Here is a 16,651-nt window from a genome sequence, read left to right as displayed (position 1 = left end):
AGACGCCGTCGATATTCTCCCCATGCATCCACGACTGATTCTTGAACTCAACACACGCTGCTGGTTGAAACGGCTTGGTGACGGGCACGCTCCGTCGTTCCGGGACGTGCCTGATGAGGTACTGGATGAGTGGAGCGCAGCGGGCTACGACGCGGTCTGGCTGATGGGCGTGTGGCTGCCGAGCGCGAGCGGGGCGGAGATTGCGCGGGCGCATCCCGGACTGCGCGGTGAATACGCGAAAGCGTTGCCCGATTGGCGTGACGAGGACGTGGGCGCATCGCCGTATGCCATTCGCGGGTACGACGTGAACCCGGAATGGGGCGGCGCGGAGGCGTTGCAGGATTTGCGACGGCGAATGAGGGCGCGGGGGATTCGCCTGATCCTCGATTTCATTCCGAATCACGTCGCGCGCGATCATCCGTGGATCCACGATCATCCGGCACGGTTCGTGCAGGGTTCCGGAGAGCAGTTTCAGCACGCGCCGCATAACTGGTTTTTCGCCGACACGCGCGAGGGCGAGCGAATCGTCGCGCACGGTCGCGATCCCTATTTCGACGGCTGGACCGACACCGCGCAACTGGACTACCGCCGGACGGAGTTGCAACAGGCGATGCTCGGGGAGCTGCAACGAGTGGCGTTGCTGTGCGACGGCGTGCGCTGCGACATGGCGATGCTGGTCACGCGCGAAGTGTTTCAGAAGACGTGGCTGACACCTGACGTGTTTCCGGAGTTCTGGCCGTTCGCGATTCGCGAGGTGAGGTCACTGCATCCGGAGTTCGTGTTCATCGCCGAAGTGTACTGGGGGATGGAAGCGAAGCTGCGCGAATTCGGTTTCGATCTCACGTACGACAAGGGATTGCTCGATCGCATCGTTAGCGGCGATGCGCTGCGTCGCGAGCGATTCGACATGCCCACGGCGACGCATCAGGGCTGGCTGCGGTTTCTCGAAAATCACGATGAACCGCGAATTGCCGCGCGATTTGAGCCGCGCAAGGCACTGTCGCTGGCGGCGTGGGTGTATGCGCTGCCGGGATCGCGACTGATCTTCGACGGACAGACCACGGGCCAGCGGATTCGCCTGCCGATACAACTGAAACGCGAACCCGACGAAGAGCTCGACGCGCAGGTCGCCGCGGGCTACGCGCTTCTGTTCCCGGTGCTGGCGAGGCGGTCCGTGCGCCGGGGGGCATGGACCTTGCTGACGCCGCGCCCGGCTTGGGTGGGAAACGACGCGAGCGAACGAATCCTCGGCATGGCGTGGGATGCTCCCGCCGGCGCGGACCACGGAGCACGGCGCGAACTGACGCGCATCTTCCTGAACGCCGCCGACACACGCTCGCAATGCTGGGTCGATCTGGCGCTGGGAAATCTGATGGGCAAGTCCGTCGTGCTGCGCGATCTCCTGAGCCACAAAGTGTTCGAACGCGATGGCGTCGAGCTCATGATGCGCGGGCTGTATCTCGACATGGAGCCGTGGGAATCGCACGCGTTTGACTGCGAGCTCCGGGTGAATTCCGACTCGACCCTCGACTAAATCCGAGATTTCCGTTCCGCGAGCTTGCATGTTTCAGGTTCGCAGATTATTTTACGATAAACAGACCTGTTACTCTGATATGTTACTCTCCAAACCGACCTCGTACGCCATCCGCGCGCTGACCTGCCTCGCGACGTATCGCCATGAAGGCCCGATTCTGAGCACACGGATCGCCAGCGAGCAGTCGATCCCGGCGCAATTCCTGATCAAAATCCTGGGCACGCTGACGACGGCGGGTCTGGTTCGCTCGACACGCGGACCGGGCGGCGGATTCGAGCTCGCGGTTGATCCGCGCACGATCAGCCTGCTGGACGTGCTCAACATCTTCGAGGGCGTGGCGTTGACCGACGAGTGCTTGCTCGGTCTGGGCCGTTGCAGCGACAATGATTCGTGCCCGGTGCATCACCGCTGGAAGACGCAAAAGCTCGAAGTGATGGGATTCCTGCGGCAGACGAATGTCGCGGAGCTCGCGCGAATGCGACCGGACGGAAGTATGCGGCCGGAGGACGCGAAGGCCAGACGCAAACGATAGGCGACGGCGAAGTAAGCACGTGAAGCGGGCGAGGTGTTGACCTCGCCCGTTTCGCATTGAAACATCCAAGCTGCGGTCACTTCTGCTTGAGCTTGAATCCGGCCGGAACTTCAAACTTTGCCGCCTCCACGGCGCCGAGCCTGGCCTCCAGGAGCTCGGTTTGGACGCTGAACTTCACGCGCTCTTCGTATTTCGGAGCTTCCTGTTTCGGCTCCTTCTTCTTGCCGAAGGGGAGCTTGCCGATGACTTCGTTCTTCATGCCCTCTTTCATCACCGCGCCGAGCTTCGGTCCGACGAGCTGATTGCGCTTGATTTCGACCAGACTCGTGACCGCGAGGCCGGGAGCTGCTTTCGCCGCTTCGGCCAGTTGCTCGAACTGTTTCTGATAGAGCATGATGGCCTGCTGAAAGCCGGGACGCGCGGCTTCAATATCGAAGCCCAGCGCCTTGGCATAGGCTGCGCTGAAGGCCGTCACTTCTTCCTGACCGGGGACAGCCGGGCAATTCCAGGAATCGAAGGTGATGATGACGCGATCGTTGGCATCCTGCTTGTTGGTGCCCGTGGCGACGAGTTTCAGATTTTTGCACGCGAAGCCGTTGATGGTTTTCGGATTGGGATCGGAGAGTGTTTCGACTTTCCACTCGTACATGTCTTCGGTCGTGGTGTCAACAGGCTCGCCCGCTTCGGCCTTGCCGGCATCTTCGTTGAGCTTTTTGATCAGCTCGCGGAACTCGGCGAAGGTCATTTCCTTGTATTCCTTTTCCTTAGGATTGACATCCCAGACCAGTTCCTTGTCGAGGCGAACGATATTGGTGGACGCGACTTCCTTGCCGCCGGTCATGGTCTTCATCATGCCGCGGGTCCAGCGTGTCGAGGATTCGGTGGCGGAGCGGTCGGTAGTGAAGTATTCAGTGGCGGTGCCTTCGGAGGCGCCGAAGCCGAGGGTGGAGGACTTCCGTTTGTAGGTGACGTCGGCGAAAGCGGACGTGGCGATGAGCAAGAGGATTAGGATGCGGGGCATGGGGGTGGGTGGGGGAAAAACTTGAAACCTGAAACCTGAAACTCGAAATGGGAACATATCTTGACAAAACGAAATGGGGCTTACTTCATGAAAACTTGGAATTTGGGTCACTGTGCCCGCAAGGGAAATCCCGCCCTGTGGGTGTCGGCGATGGGAGCAAGCTGGAAAACATGGCCCAACTTGTAATATACAAAAGAATCCTCTTTATGTCAAGAGAAAAGTTGATTAAAAAACGCTGAAATATTGAACATAAGAATATACCGAGACCCGGGGAGGCGCTTGACAAGTCCGTGCGGTGGTGGTATCTTGGATGGTCACGCTCTGCGGAACTAACCGCCACGCTCCGATGCCTCGACAACTTCTGCATCTTGCTGTCCCCGACGGACATCAACCACCGAACCCAAACCTCGACACCTTGCTGCCTGCAGCGGGGTGTTTTTTGTTTTGGACCAACCCATGCTTAAACACTGGCCCCGCGATAAGATGAAGACAGGATCGATCATGCTATTCTTGCTAATGGCGCTCGTTGCGATGCTTGCGGCCAATCCCGTCATGGGGGTTGCCCACCAGACGGTTGCAGCGCCCGCCAGTGTGTTCTTCGTGGCGAATGAGGGCCAATGGGAGGAGCCTTTTGCCTTCAAGCTGAGTACCGGTGGAACGACGTACTTTGTCACCGAGCAGGGCTTGACCATCGACATTCGGCAGCACGACCGGCAAGGGCATGTCTCTCTTTCTGGTCTCCCCCCATATCCTATGGGGGGATTAAGGGGGGAAGAGGAGCCCCAGCCAGCATCGGTTCGTGGTCACGTCCTGAAAATGAACTTCGTGAATCGGCTCTCCCCCCACTCTGTGGCGGGACTAAGGGGGGTTGACAGGTTGCCCAGCTACTCGAACTACTTCTTGGGCCGGGACTCGTGCAGGTGGCGGAGCCGCGTGGGACACTATCAGCGCGTGATCGCGGAGAACGTCTGGCCGGGGATTGATGTAGAGTTTGTCGCCGACGCGCCGGGGATCAAGACCAACTACCATGTTCATCCCGGAGCCGATGCTTCGCAAATTCAGATTGAGTATGAAGGGCTCGATGCGCCGCTGCGAGTTGATGGCTCAGGCAACTTGGTGCTTGCGACATCGCTGGGAGATTTGAAGGAGCAAGCACCGTGGGCGTATCAGATCGACGGCAGGCATCAGCGTGATGTCGGGGTGCAATTCGCCGTGCTTGACGCGAATCGGTACGGCGTTCTGGCTTCGGCTCTTGATGCGAGCAAGGAATTGGTGATTGATCCGCTGATCGCCTACAGCTCGGCGCTCGGTCAAGGAGAAGGAATCGAGAGTATCTCGCGCACGCCGACGGGCGACATTGCGGTTACCGGAACAACGGACTTTCCGGGCTTCCCGATTACGCCCGGTGCCTATCAGGAACAGATCGTCTGGCTGCATGACATCTTTGTCGGCGTGTTGAATACGACTGATCAAGCGCTTATCTTCTCAACGTTTGTCGGCGGCTCGGCCTACGACGGCGGCAGACATGTCATCGGGCTTAGCGACGGGCGGATCTTCGCCAGCGGAAGCACGCAGAGCAGCGATTGGCCGCTTGCGGGCGATCCGTTCGATAACAGCTTCCAAGGCAGCTATGAGGCGTATGTCCTGATCCTCTCGGCGGACGGGACGGCGCTTGACTACTCCTCATTTCTTGGCGGCGTTTCGGATGAGTCTGTGTACGCCGCCGTTCAGCGCCCCGGATCCGATGTGATCTATTTGTGCGGTCCGGTTGGGAGTAGCTACGCAAACTTCCCACTGACTCCGGACGCCATGTTTACGGCATCCGTCGGAATCGGGAGCTTCATCTCGGTTTTCGATCCGAACGCGCAGCAGCTTATCTACTCTACATTGTTCCCATGTAACGTATTGGGATCCAGCGTGTATACAATCGACATCCTGCCGATTGACGAGTCGCACGTCTGGATTTGCGGCAATGCAGGCGGTGTCAGCGGGAGTCTTCCAATCACACCCGATGCCTTACGGGTCATGCCGGAAGGTGACTGGGACGGGTTCTTTGCTGAACTCGATTTCTCAGAACGCCGCGTTGACTACTGCAGCTATCTTGGTGGGGAGGCTGCTGACAACTGTGTGCACATTGTCGTGCAAGACCAAGGAGTCATCCTCGCGGGTACGACCCGTTCGGATTCCTTTCCCCTCACGCCGGGAGCAGTCGATACCACCCCGTGTTTCTTTTGGGAGACCTTTGTAACCCGAGTGACCTTGCCCGCCACGATCAGCGCGTCAACGCGACTGGGAGGCGAGCGCGGGGCTTATAGCATTGGGATCGCGTTACGAGCCGACGGGTCCGTGCTCGTCGCTGGATCTACGAACAGTCGCGACTTTCTGCTCACCGGGGATGCGCTGGACTCGACATTCAATGATGGAGTAAATCAAACGTCACAGGACAACTTCTTCTCGATTCTGTCACCGGCGCTCGACAGTCTGATCTACAGCACGTACCTTGGCGGGCGATTCACTGACGGGGTCTCCGGTGTGCTGTTCAGCGAAGGTGCCGATTCGGTCTGGATGTGCGGTTACACGTGGTCTGCGGATTATCCGATCACTGACGATGCTTACCAGACGTTTCAAGCGGGCCAGGACCAGTTCGTTACACTGCTGACGCTCGCTCCCAGCTGGCGTGTGGCGGAACGGCCGGCCGTCCCGGCAACCGCGTTCGCGCTCCATGCCTATCCGAATCCGTTCAACTCCACTCTAACCATCACACTGGATCTGTCTCAGACCTCACCGGTCACTGTCGGGTTCTTTGATGCGTTGGGACGCCAGATCAACATCAATCACTTAGGACCGTTGTCCGCGGGCTTTCACACCCTCCGCGTTGATATGAACTCCTACCCTTCCGGCTATTACATCGTGTGCGCTCGGACCCCAACATCCGACCGTACAGTTCCGGTCGTCCTCATTCGCTGAGAGTCCATCGGAGCTTCTACTCCGTTACTCGCCCATCTTCACCAGCAGGAGCAGCTATGAACCGCTTTACTACTCTGTGCGCTGTGTGTGTACTATTCACCTCCACGCGGCGTTATGTGTCGGCACATGACCCGCTCGGGAGGACTTGCTGACGGCTCGCTTCCCGACATGCGGTGCGGTTCAGAGGTCGGGTCGTGGACCCGCCCCTACGGGAGATACCGCCCGTGATGTGCAGGAATTGACGCGGCTGCCGTGTGGCGGAATCTGGTCTGGTTGACGACCGGAGCGAGATTCCGGCAGGGACACATTCCCTGCTCGGCGAGGAGATCCCGATGCGCGAAGACGCCCCCCCCCCGGCCCCCCACAGGATGTGGGGGGAGAGCCGACGCTCCGATTCCGGCCGGGCGAGGAACGAGCAGAAAACCCGTGTGACGCGGGTTTTTGTTTTGAAGATTGATGATGTGGTGAAGCGTGGTTAACGCTTGGTGACGGAAATTTTGGGGACCTGGCCTTCGTCAACAATGTAAACCGGGCGCGAGCAGGGCAGCACGCGAACCAATAACCTGGCTTCAGTTCCGGGCAGAACGTCCAACTCGTAGCTTGGCTGCTCCGTGGCATGATAGGACGGAATATCGGTGGCACGACATTGCACGATCCAGCGACCCGGCGTGAGGTTGTCCAGCGCGAAACGACCGGCGGCGTCGGTACGTACCGTGAATGTCTGCTCGTCGCCGCGAAGTTCAAGGTAGGCCCCACCGATGCCGCGCAAAGGGACAAGTGCTTCGACGCGCCCGGCTTGAGTGGAATCCAACGCGTCGGCCACCTGCAGCAGACCACGACGACTCTCGCCATTCGGCGCCCCATACACGATCAGCTCGCCTGCGATCTTTGCACTGCGCACCACGGACAGAGCAAGCGTCTCCGTCTTGGGCTCGCTCGTACAAACCAGCAACGGAGAGGCCGGGAGCAGCGCGCATTGCGGACCCAGTGTAGAGGGATCAACCTCAATGTAGTGAGGGCCGGGCGCGGCGGTGGCGAAGCGGAAGCGCCCGCGCGAGTCGGTCATGACCGCGGATTCACCCATCGACAGAAAGACATCGGAAATTCCCCGCTCCGGATCCGAGGCGTCCGTGACGCGACCCTTGATGACGCGGATACCGGGCTTGCGACCGAGGGGAACGTTGAACGGAATCTCGTAGCTGGCCGCGAAGAAGGCTCCGTCAGCGAGTTCGGCACGGCGGTAGTCGAGCGTACGAAACCGCAGGGTCACGATGTGCCGGAAGGGCGCTTCCCAGCGCGCGTCGGCCGACCACTGGTCAAGTTTGAGAGCCGCCGGACCCCCGAGATCGTTGTGCAATGCGGTTGTCGTAAGGCTGAACCCGCGCGTCGGACGATAGGACGCCGAGAGTTGGACCAGCGTGCTCGGTTGCGAAGCCACGGACGAACTCAGGAAGCCGCGCTCGACCTGCGACGAAAGCGTGAGCCGGGACAGCGGTCTGACGGTTAGCCCGGCGCCGAAGCGTTCCCGCAGCTCACGATCGTCAACGAGAGTACCGCGCAGCACGCCCGCGCCCGCCGAGCCGTCGAGGCTCCAGATACCGCGACTGCCGCGAAAGCGACCGGTTAACCGCTGCTCGCGGGAATCCGTAGATGAGGCGCCAAAGGAAGAGTGTCGCGCGCGCTGCTCGACCTCCAGGCCGACAACGGTGCGCGACAAAAGTTCATAGTCCAGTCCCGTGCGCGCCGATTGATCCGCGAAGCTCGATTGAAACGGATACAGTGACGAGCGATTCTGCCGGGACCAGCGCCAGGCCCCCGTCCAGATTAATCGAGAGCGAATCAAGAGCCGCCAGGACGAGGAAACCAGATCTTCGTTCGCGATGCGTCCGGGAAAGCTCGCATCCGCGCGGAGAGCTTCGGCGGACCAATGTCCCCACTTGCCATGCGCGCGCAAATCGCCGGAAAGCGCGCGACGCGGTGATGCCGAGCCGGAACCGGACCAGCCCAGCGCACTTTCACACCCGGCATTCAACCAAGGCCGCAACTGCGCTACGGCCTTGAGCGCGGCCGCATCGCTCTCCGCGCGCGCACGACGGAAGCGAATTCCACTCAGGCCAATCTCGACGGCCGAAGTCGGACGCAGAGCCGTCATGACGGCGACTTGCTGCTCCTCCACGCCGGGCAGGCGCGACGTGTAAGCATATCCGCCGGCACTCGCGCGCCCATAACCCGCATCTGCCAAGACGCCGCGACCCATGCGGTCGTGCGCGAGCAGTTTTGAGTGCCCGAAGAGCTGATCGCCCGCGGCGACGGTGAGGCCCGGTGCGCGGACCGATAGAAAGGCCTCGTCGCGCACACCAAACAGGCGATGTTCGAGATTGTGCGGCCCGCGCACCCGATAGGCGACGCCGTACCGCCCGTTGGCATCCAGCGCACCACCGCCACGCCATTCGAACTGTGAAATCGAGTGGTGGAGATCGCCGACGCGGTGAACCGCCACCACCGACGGTAGCCGACGGTGCAGGTCCAGGTCGTCGCCGCCGCAGGGAACGATGTCCGTGCGCGCCGTCGCGCGGACCGGAGAACAGTGCGAGGCGTGGGCCGACAACGTGATCACATTAGGCCCGGGTTTTGAGCCAGCGGATTCCGCCGCGATCGTGATCGTGACCAACCGCCGCTCGCCGGGCAGAGCCAGCCAGGTCGTTTCGCTTAGAGCGAGGTCGCCCTGATTCGAGGCGCTGCCGCGGAGCGTGACGAGGCAGTTTGCATTGCTCTGGTTCTTGACGCTGAACGTGACGTCATATCCACTCCCGATTACGACCCGCTTCGGCGCGCGGACGCGCTCGACGTGCAACTGAAAGCGCGGCCGTACGATGACAGAAATCCCGGCAGTTCGAGTTTGCCGGGCCACGCCGAGGCTGGTCTGATAGGGAATGTCGAATACGCCGGGCGGGGCCTGCGCGGGCACGCGAAAGCTGACGAGACGCACCTCACGAGACCGGGGCGGCAGGGAAAAGACGCCGTCGTCAGCCAGCGACTGCCAGCTTGCCGGAAGCAGCAGCTGCTCGCGAAGGGTCAGCGTGTCCGCGCCGGGATTGACAAGGATTACGGCGCGAACGACGGTCGCCGGCGCATCGACTTCGATCCGTGATGTGTCCGCGATCGTGGCTTTCCAAGCCTCCGCGTGAGCCGGTGCCGCGAGCGCGAGCGCCGCGCTGAGCAGATATGCAATTCGAGCAAACAAAGTTAGAAATCTAAATCGTAACGAGCTCCGTAGAGTTGTTGTTCGCCGTTGTCCAGCACCACAAGAGCTTTGTAACGCCCGCCGGGGGTCGCGCCTAGATCGAGGCGGAATCGGACGGACATGCCGGGAAAGATGCGCTTCTCCGCACACTCGAATCGGCCGGCCGGCGAGCCGTGCAAGTCGAAGAGTTCAACATAGGGCGTCGGGACGATCCAACGGTCGCCGGTATTCTCCACGTCCACCTGAAGCTCGTGCCGGACGCTGTCCAAAGCGACCAGCTGCGAGGCCGTGAACTTGACCTGAGCCTGCCCGGTGTCGCGGATATGCGTGACGCATTGCACGCCGTATCGCAGCACCTGATGGACTACTGGAGGTTGCGGGTCCCGGGACGCCAGGAGTTCCTCCGGTTGAGCCTGCTCCTCCACCATGATCATGCTCCAATAGGTCCCGACTAGCGCCGAATTCGCGGGAACATTGACGACATAGTTGAGCCGCGACGTCTGCCGCGGAGGAACATCCAACTGCGTCGGCCCAAGACTCACCCACGGCGCATTGGAACGCGGATCATGGCCGGGATCGGCGTAGCGATTCGTGCCGTCACTGGCAAAGGCGTAGTCGGTCTGATAGATCGAAACGCGAGCGAGCTGATCGCCGTCATTGCTGACGATGATGGAGCCTTCGTAGCGCTCGCCGGGAACGGCCTCGCGTTCGAAGGAGAGGGTGCCGACCGTGACTTTCGCCGGGGAGGGCTGCGACGCGCCAAGCGCAAGCAGGATCAGAATCGAGAGGATGGCGGAAAGACGCTGCATAAGGTTTTTCGAGGGCGCATTCACTGCGCCGTGATAGTGTACGTGATGGTGTGCTCCTCCGTGCCGCTGCCCTGCGGGGCGGTCGCCGAGACTTCGTAGTACAGGAGGGCGGATCCGCTGAGCGTGGATGTGATGTCCGTGACCAGATCCGCGTCGGTGGTCGTGAGCGTCACGAGCCCGGTCCCGGTGCCCTGGACCACGCTCTGAGCCTCGACCGTCAGCACAAACGCGGGGCCGCCGAGACTGGTGCGCGCGGTGATCTTCTGCGTCGGATCCGCCACGCCCTTGGTCCAAACCAAGCCGCAGGTATTGTCACTCGCCGGGTCCGGATGTGATCCAGCGGTGGCGGAAGCAACGACCAGAGTGATACCACCGCCGGTCAGCGACAGATCCGCCGCCGCACCACGCGCGACGATCAGCCCGGTGAGCGCGAGTGCGGCGAGCCCGCTAAATGTTCGGAACGGCCACATGGTCATCGCGCAGTTGCCTGCGCGAGATGCTTAGCCCGCGGTGAGGGTGTAGGTCACCGTGTGCACAACGCTGCCGTTGCCTTGCGCCGCGGTGGCCTGCGCCGTATAGCCCACCGTACAGGACCCCAGCGTCGTGGAAATTCCCGTCACGAAATCGTCGGCCACCGTGCTGGAGAGCGTGGCCTCGGCCGCGGCCGTGCCGCCGGTGACTCCGGTCGCGACGACCTTGAGCGTGAAGTTGGGCGAACTCTGATCCGTGACGACCGTGATCTTCTTCGTCGCCTCGTTCGTGGTCCACTGCAAGCCGCAGGTGTTGTTCGTCGCGTCGTCGGGATTCTGCCCGGCCGTGGCCGTGCTGATGGTCAGCGTAATGTTGCCGCCGGAAATCTCGAGTTCATTGATCACGTCAACTTGCACCGTGACCGTGTGATTGGCGATGTTGTCCGCATAGCTCACGATTGAGCAGATCATCAACATTGCCGCCGCCGCAAGGAAGGGACGGTAGATTCTCATTTCAGCCTCCAAGTTATGATGCAAACGCGAGTTGAGTTCCAGCGAGAGAATCGGGCAGACTTCGCCCTTGTCCGCCATGACTTTTCTAATATATCGGCAGATTGCGGAGGATAGGTTAACCACGGACGAGCGACCGGCGTGAGCCTGCGACAGGGTTCGCGATAGCAATCTCTATGCGGCGCCGAGACCCGCCGGACGGCCGAGCGTGCCCGGCTGGCCGCGATCCCCGCACGGTAACGGGTGATGCGAGCTTCACGATTCACGGTTCGGGATGGCGCGGAGACCGGAGCGGCGGCCGGCCAAAAAACAACAGCCGGCGCGAGGCCGGCTGTGGCGTGGGGATGGGTCATCAGTGATGTTGTGCCGGAAGCGCGGCGGGTCAGGGGCAGTTTTCGACGAGGTGCAGGTGAGTCAGTTGACGCAGTGACTCAAAGGTCTCGTCAAGGTTGGCACCCATGGCACGCTCATACTCCAAATCGCGTTTGGCCTCCGCCACCCAGTTGAGGTGCCACGAGCACTGCCATCCGTCGCGCTCCAGTTCGTTCAAGATGGCATTCCAGTCCTTACTGCAATCGCAGCGCAGCGCCACAATCGCGTTCATCGTCGCCTTCATGAGTTCCACACTCGTGGGCGAGAGTTCAGCGGGAACAGAGATCTGAATGGTTCTTGCGGTATCCATCTACAGCCCCGATAGGTTTTCCAATCACGGGTTTACATGCCGTAACGCCCGATGATCTCCTGCTTGGACTTGCCGAGGATCTCGTACTTCCGCCCCACCTTGACAAAGGCCTCAAGCGCGCGATCGAGGTGCTGCTGGTCGTGAGCGGTGGAGAGCTGCGTACGAATACGCGCCTGGCCTTTCGGCACGACCGGGAAGAAGAAACCGACGACGTAAATCCCTTCGGCGTACAGATCGCGGGCGACGTCCTGCGCGAGTTTCGCATTGTAGAGCATCACCGGAACGATCGGACTCGCACCGGCCTTGATATCGAAGCCCGCCTCGGTCAGGAGCTTGCGCCAGTAGTGGGCATTCCACTCGAGCTTGTCGCGGCGCTCGGTGCTCTGGGAGATCAGTTCGAGCACCTTCAACGCGCCCATTACGATCACGGGAGCCACGGTGTTCGAGAAGAGATAAGGACGGGCCTTCTGCCGGCACATCTCCACCAGTTCGCGGCGACCGCTCACGCAACCCCCCGATGCGCCGCCCAACGCCTTGCCGAGGGTCGTCGTGATAATGTCCACTTTGCCCACCACCCCGCAATGCTCGTGCGTACCGCGACCGGTCTTGCCGATAAAGCCGCTGGCATGGGAGTCGTCCACGAAAACCATCGAGTTGTATCGCTCGGCGAGGGCGACGATCTCCGCAAGCTTCGCCAGATCGCCGTCCATGGAAAACACGCCGTCGGTGATCACCACACGGAAGCGTTTGTCCTGATGTTCCTGCAACTTCGCTTCGAGATGCTCCATGTCGGAGTGCTTGTACGTGTCCTGCATCGCCTTGCAGAGGCGCATGCCGTCCACAATCGAGGCATGCACAAGGCGATCGGCGATCATGATGTCCTGATCGGTCAGGATGGCCTCGAACACGCCGGCGTTGGCATCCATGCACGAGGGAAAGAGCAACGTGTCCTCGGTGCCAAGGAACTCGGTGAGTTTCTGCTCCAGCTCACGATGGACATCTTGCGTGCCGCAAATAAAGCGGACCGAAGACATGCCGTAGCCGCGCAGATCGAGTCCCGCGTGCGCCGCCGCGATTACGGCGGGATGGCTCGACAGGCCGAGATAGTTGTTGGCGCAGAGATTGATGACATGCTGCTCCGGGGAACCGGCCGGAAACTCGACTTCGATCTCCGCTCCCTGCGGTGCATGAATGTAGCGCTCTTCCTTGAATAGACCGGCTTCGCGCAGACCGTTCAGCTCCTGCCGATACGAGTCGCGCGCTGTCGTGGCAAAGGCCATGGGACACTCCTTCAGAGAGGTTGTAACTTGAACACCCGCGCCGGATCGCCGCGGGCGAATGATGCAAAATACCTAAGGCGCGCCGAAACGTCCGCGGACTCAGCTCCGCGGAAAGCCCACGGTTTGCGCCATCACGACGCGCTGTTGTGCCGGCAAGTCGAGCAGCGCGCGCAGCCGCTCACCGTCAAATCCACCGCGAACACATGATGCCAGACCCTCCGACGCGCAGAACAGGGACAGGTTCTCACACAGGAAACCCACGTCGGCCGTGGCGCAGAAATCGAGCAGTCCGCGCGGGCAGTCCTTGAGCTTGAGGTAATCCGCGACGAAGACAAGATTCAGCGGCGCGGCAACCACCCAATCTTCCGCACCGGTGGCGGCGCGGAAATCGCCCGCCTTGATGGTGACCAGGCCGTGCGCATTCGCGTCGTAACGGCGGATGCCGTCAGCCGTGAAGAGGTACAGATCGAACTCGCGGCTGTCAAACGAGGTAGGCGCGGTGCGTTTGCCGTCGGGCCGGCTGACACCGAAGGTCGCCCACAGCAGATCACTCAGAAGCCGCGCGGGCAGCGGCCGGGAGTCGAACTCGCGCACGCTCGCGCGTTCGCGCAGACAGTCGAACAGCGGTTTCCCGCCCGACGTTCGCGGTGCGGGCAGGTCGATGACGGCTGCTGCGTGCGGGGCCGTGGTCATGACTTATGCCGAGGCGTTGAGGAATCGCTGCACGACGATGACAATCTTGTTGACGCTGTCGAACGTCTCAGGAGTTGCCTCCGCGTCGGGGATGGAGATCTTGTACTTCTTTTCGAGAAAGCGCTTGAGGGATACCATCGAAAAGGAGTCAACGATACCACCCGTGATGAGCGGGGTGTCCGCTTTCACTTCGCGATCGTCGCCTTCTTCGATGTATTCGCGGATGACGTAGTCAAGCACAGTTTTGGTCAGGTCGTCCATGGGATGTGATGTTGAGGAGAAGACGCTAAGAAATTGGAAAACTGGATTGCTCCGATTTGGGGCACCCGAAGACGGTTGCCGCGGGGGACCCGAGCCGACCCCATCTAACTTCCCCAGAAACTGGGGAAGGACCCGAGGCAGATTCCGGCAGGGAAGGAATCCCTGCTCGGCGGAGGAAGAGCGGGGCACGTCAAGTCTCAAGAGACGTGCCGCCGCAGGGAGAACTGACTCTCCGATTCCGGCCGCGCGAGGACGCACGGCGCGGCGGGGATTGGCTGAGCGAGATTCCGGCAGGGAAGGAATCCCTGCTCGGCGGAGAAAGAGCGGGGCACGTCAAGTCTCAAGAGACGTGCCGCCGCAGGGAATACTGACGCTCCGATTAGATGCGCGAAGACGCGCCCCCCCCCGGTCCCCCACTGGATGTGGGGGGAGTGCCGACGCTCCGATTCCGGGCACCTGAAGACGGGTGCTTCGGGGTCAGTCGTTCATCAGAGTCGAGAGGTCGCCGACGGGTTCGGCGAATTCCTGGCAGCGCAGCACGCGACGGATAATCTTGCCGCTGCGGGTCTTGGGCAGTGACTCCACAAACTCGATCTTTTGCGGCATGGCCAGCGGCGAGAGACGCTTGCGCACGAAATTCATGATTTCGAGCGCGAGGTCATCATCGCCCACAAAGCCAGGCTTCAGTGTCACGAACGCCTTGACCACCTCGAGATTCAGCGGATCGGGAGTGGCAACGGCGGCCGATTCGGCGACGGCCGGATGTTCGAGCAGCGCGGACTCGATCTCAAACGGACCGACCAGATGCCCCGCCGTATTGATCACATCGTCATCGCGGCCCACAAACCAGAAGTATCCGTCTTTGTCAATACTGGCGCGATCGCCCGTCAGATACCACCCATTCACGAACTTCTTGTCGTAGCCGGCGCGGTTGTTCCAGTAGGTGCGAATCAATGAGGGCCAGCCGGGCTTGAGGGCGATCAGACCGACGTGACCGGGTTCGCTATAAGGTTGGTTGGTGCAGGGATCGAGTACCGTGGCCGTGACGCCGGGGATGGGCCGTCCCATGGAGCCGGGGCGAATGTCCATTCCCGGAAAGTTCGTGATCACGATGCAGCCGGTCTCGGTTTGCCAGTAGGTGTCGTGAAAGGCCAGCCCATAGGCAGCCTTGGACCAGACCACGGCTTCGGCGTTGAGTGGTTCACCCACGCTGGCGAGATGCCGCAGGGACGACAGGTCGTATTGTTTTGCAAGTTCCGTGCCCTCACGCATCAACAGGCGAATCGCCGTGGGCGCCGAATACCAAATCGTGATCCGGTGCTCGCTGATAAACCGGTACCAGGCAGCGGCATTGAACCCTGAATCGAGTACGGCCTGCGTCACCCCGTTCGCCCAGGGACCGATGATCCCGTACGAAGTGCCGGTCACCCAGCCGGGATCGGCATTGCACCAGTAGATATCGTCGGCCTGCGAGTCCAATACCCATTTGGTCGTGAGATATTGCGCAATGATCGAGTAATGAACGTGCTGCGCTCCTTTAGGCTGTCCGGTAGTCCCGGAAGTGTAGTGGAGCACGGACGGCGTTTCGGCTGTACTGGGATAGACCGTGAAGTGCTCGACACGCGGCGCGTGATCCATGTCAAAGGCCACTTCGCCCGCGCGCAGCGGCGCGTCGCCGGCATCCACCACGATCACGAGGTCGAGGTGGGGCAGTTGGTCGCGAATCTTGCGGATGACCGGCAGGAATTTGCGCTGCGTCATGATCGCGCGAGTCCCGGCGTCGTTCAGGCGCGTCCACAGCGACTCCTCCTTGAACGCCGAGAACAACGGTTGCACGATCGCGCCCAGCTTGAGCGCGCCGAGAAATCCGAAGTACAGTTCAGGAACGCGATCCATAAACAGGCAAACGCGATCGCCGGGCAAAATCGTCAGCGATTGCAGGAAGGCCGCAATCGTATTCGTGTGCACGCGCAGGTCGTCGAACGTGAAGTCGCGCCGCTGGCCGTGAAAATTCTGCCACATCAGCGCCAGCTTGGAGGCCTGGCCGAGCTGACAGATGCGATCGCTGCACATCCAACCGATGTTAAGCGGCGCGCCGGGTTTGTAGCCGAGCTCCCGCTCAGCCATGGACCACTCGAAGTTACCGACTCGGTCTTGATAGAGTCCGAAATTGCTCATGTGCTGGGGGTTGGTCCCGTCGCGTCGCCCGCGGTTTCGAGAACGACGACGGCGATGGCCGAGGTCTCCGTATGGGACAAGGAAAGGTGTATCGATGTGATGGCGGCACGAGCCGCAAGTTGCTTAAGGGAGCCCGTCAACCTGAGCAGCGGGCGACCGGCCTCGTCATTGACGGACTCGACTTCGCGCCAGGGGATCACGGACAGGCGAGGACCGGGCAGAGCCTTCAACAGCGCTTCCTTGGCGGCGAAACGCGCGGCGAAATGTCGGGCAGGGTAGCGCTTCCCCGAGCAATAGTGGAGTTCCGTTTCCGTAAAAAGGGAGGCGGCGAGCAATGGATCTGCGGCCAGCCGGTCGGCCATGCGCTTTACATCCATTATGTCGCAGCCGATGCCAAGGATCATGGGCGGGACGATTCGCTAACGCGCCAAAATACCGACTTGCTGACGAGTTTGTGAATTTTTTCGCAT

General features: G+C 61.2%; 14 protein-coding genes. 3 read left to right on the top strand and 11 right to left on the bottom strand.

Annotated elements, in window-relative coordinates:
- Nucleotides 1-22 precede the first annotated feature (22 nt).
- Together HZB60_03360 and HZB60_03355 are read left to right on the top strand one after the other, a co-directional pair.
- Nucleotides 23-1,534: an alpha-amylase gene (locus HZB60_03360; GenBank protein ID MBI5058806.1), complete on the top strand. Its 1,512-nt coding sequence runs from the start codon at nucleotides 23-25 to the stop codon at nucleotides 1,532-1,534.
- Nucleotides 1,535-1,613: 79 nt separating this feature from the next.
- A complete protein-coding gene (locus HZB60_03355; GenBank protein MBI5058805.1) occupies nucleotides 1,614-2,066 on the top strand; it encodes an Rrf2 family transcriptional regulator in 453 nt (150 codons plus the stop codon).
- A gap of 76 nt (nucleotides 2,067-2,142) precedes the next feature.
- Here HZB60_03355 and HZB60_03350 read toward each other — a convergent pair whose 3' ends face one another.
- Nucleotides 2,143-3,087 (bottom strand): hypothetical protein, encoded by a 945-nt coding sequence (locus tag HZB60_03350; protein MBI5058804.1) that lies wholly within the window; start codon nucleotides 3,085-3,087, stop codon nucleotides 2,143-2,145.
- Between the two features lie 501 nt (nucleotides 3,088-3,588).
- Here HZB60_03350 and HZB60_03345 point away from each other — a divergent pair.
- Nucleotides 3,589-6,054: a T9SS type A sorting domain-containing protein gene (locus HZB60_03345; GenBank protein MBI5058803.1), complete on the top strand. Its 2,466-nt coding sequence runs from the start codon at nucleotides 3,589-3,591 to the stop codon at nucleotides 6,052-6,054.
- A gap of 475 nt (nucleotides 6,055-6,529) precedes the next feature.
- Here the strand turns inward: HZB60_03345 and HZB60_03340 are convergent, their stop codons facing one another.
- The 10 genes from HZB60_03340 to acpS all read right to left on the bottom strand — a co-directional run bounded on the left by HZB60_03340 (nucleotide 6,530) and on the right by acpS (nucleotide 16,585).
- On the bottom strand, nucleotides 6,530-9,298 hold the full coding sequence (locus tag HZB60_03340; protein MBI5058802.1) for a carboxypeptidase regulatory-like domain-containing protein: 2,769 nt from the start codon (nucleotides 9,296-9,298) through the stop codon (nucleotides 6,530-6,532).
- A gap of 2 nt (nucleotides 9,299-9,300) precedes the next feature.
- The gene (locus HZB60_03335) at nucleotides 9,301-10,107 is read right to left on the bottom strand and encodes a hypothetical protein (GenBank protein ID MBI5058801.1); all 807 of its coding nucleotides are present in this window, start codon (nucleotides 10,105-10,107) and stop codon (nucleotides 9,301-9,303) included.
- Between the two features lie 20 nt (nucleotides 10,108-10,127).
- Complete coding sequence (locus HZB60_03330) at nucleotides 10,128-10,577, bottom strand: hypothetical protein (GenBank protein MBI5058800.1); 450 nt, start codon at nucleotides 10,575-10,577, stop codon at nucleotides 10,128-10,130.
- 30 nt (nucleotides 10,578-10,607) lie between these two features.
- The gene (locus tag HZB60_03325; GenBank protein MBI5058799.1) at nucleotides 10,608-11,090 is read right to left on the bottom strand and encodes a hypothetical protein; all 483 of its coding nucleotides are present in this window, start codon (nucleotides 11,088-11,090) and stop codon (nucleotides 10,608-10,610) included.
- 379 nt (nucleotides 11,091-11,469) lie between these two features.
- A complete protein-coding gene (locus HZB60_03320) occupies nucleotides 11,470-11,769 on the bottom strand; it encodes a hypothetical protein (protein MBI5058798.1) in 300 nt (99 codons plus the stop codon).
- 32 nt (nucleotides 11,770-11,801) lie between these two features.
- Complete coding sequence (gene kbl / locus HZB60_03315; GenBank protein ID MBI5058797.1) at nucleotides 11,802-13,049, bottom strand: glycine C-acetyltransferase; 1,248 nt, start codon at nucleotides 13,047-13,049, stop codon at nucleotides 11,802-11,804.
- A gap of 99 nt (nucleotides 13,050-13,148) precedes the next feature.
- Nucleotides 13,149-13,742, bottom strand: coding sequence for a SagB/ThcOx family dehydrogenase (locus HZB60_03310; GenBank protein MBI5058796.1), 594 nt, complete (start codon nucleotides 13,740-13,742; stop codon nucleotides 13,149-13,151).
- A gap of 3 nt (nucleotides 13,743-13,745) precedes the next feature.
- Nucleotides 13,746-14,003: an acyl carrier protein gene (locus tag HZB60_03305; protein ID MBI5058795.1), complete on the bottom strand. Its 258-nt coding sequence runs from the start codon at nucleotides 14,001-14,003 to the stop codon at nucleotides 13,746-13,748.
- Nucleotides 14,004-14,480: 477 nt separating this feature from the next.
- Nucleotides 14,481-16,181, bottom strand: a complete 1,701-nt coding sequence (acsA, locus tag HZB60_03300; GenBank protein MBI5058794.1) for an acetate--CoA ligase — start codon at nucleotides 16,179-16,181, stop codon at nucleotides 14,481-14,483.
- The gene (acpS, locus tag HZB60_03295) at nucleotides 16,178-16,585 is read right to left on the bottom strand and encodes a holo-ACP synthase (protein ID MBI5058793.1); all 408 of its coding nucleotides are present in this window, start codon (nucleotides 16,583-16,585) and stop codon (nucleotides 16,178-16,180) included. The genes acsA and acpS overlap by 4 nt, the downstream gene beginning before the upstream one ends.
- Nucleotides 16,586-16,651: the final 66 nt, after the last annotated feature.

The sequence above is a fragment of the candidate division KSB1 bacterium genome (genome assembly GCA_016214895.1).
Taxonomy (GTDB): Bacteria; Electryoneota; RPQS01; order RPQS01; family RPQS01; genus JACRMR01.
This window is presented reverse-complemented; position numbering and strand designations above follow the sequence as displayed.

Excerpts from the sequence above, each read along its gene's own strand:
- HZB60_03310 (MBI5058796.1), bottom strand. The coding sequence starts at position 13,742 with ATGACCACGGCCCCGCACGCAGCAGCCGTCATCGACCTGCCCGCACCG.
- kbl (MBI5058797.1), bottom strand. The coding sequence starts at position 13,049 with ATGGCCTTTGCCACGACAGCGCGCGACTCGTATCGGCAGGAGCTGAAC.
- HZB60_03305 (MBI5058795.1), bottom strand. The coding sequence starts at position 14,003 with ATGGACGACCTGACCAAAACTGTGCTTGACTACGTCATCCGCGAATAC.
- acpS (MBI5058793.1), bottom strand. The coding sequence starts at position 16,585 with ATGATCCTTGGCATCGGCTGCGACATAATGGATGTAAAGCGCATGGCC.
- HZB60_03345 (MBI5058803.1), top strand. The coding sequence starts at position 3,589 with ATGCTATTCTTGCTAATGGCGCTCGTTGCGATGCTTGCGGCCAATCCC.
- HZB60_03355 (MBI5058805.1), top strand. The coding sequence starts at position 1,614 with ATGTTACTCTCCAAACCGACCTCGTACGCCATCCGCGCGCTGACCTGC.
- HZB60_03320 (MBI5058798.1), bottom strand. The coding sequence starts at position 11,769 with ATGGATACCGCAAGAACCATTCAGATCTCTGTTCCCGCTGAACTCTCG.
- acsA (MBI5058794.1), bottom strand. The coding sequence starts at position 16,181 with ATGAGCAATTTCGGACTCTATCAAGACCGAGTCGGTAACTTCGAGTGG.
- HZB60_03350 (MBI5058804.1), bottom strand. The coding sequence starts at position 3,087 with ATGCCCCGCATCCTAATCCTCTTGCTCATCGCCACGTCCGCTTTCGCC.
- HZB60_03330 (MBI5058800.1), bottom strand. The coding sequence starts at position 10,577 with ATGTGGCCGTTCCGAACATTTAGCGGGCTCGCCGCACTCGCGCTCACC.
- HZB60_03325 (MBI5058799.1), bottom strand. The coding sequence starts at position 11,090 with ATGAGAATCTACCGTCCCTTCCTTGCGGCGGCGGCAATGTTGATGATC.
- HZB60_03335 (MBI5058801.1), bottom strand. The coding sequence starts at position 10,107 with ATGCAGCGTCTTTCCGCCATCCTCTCGATTCTGATCCTGCTTGCGCTT.
- HZB60_03360 (MBI5058806.1), top strand. The coding sequence starts at position 23 with ATGCATCCACGACTGATTCTTGAACTCAACACACGCTGCTGGTTGAAA.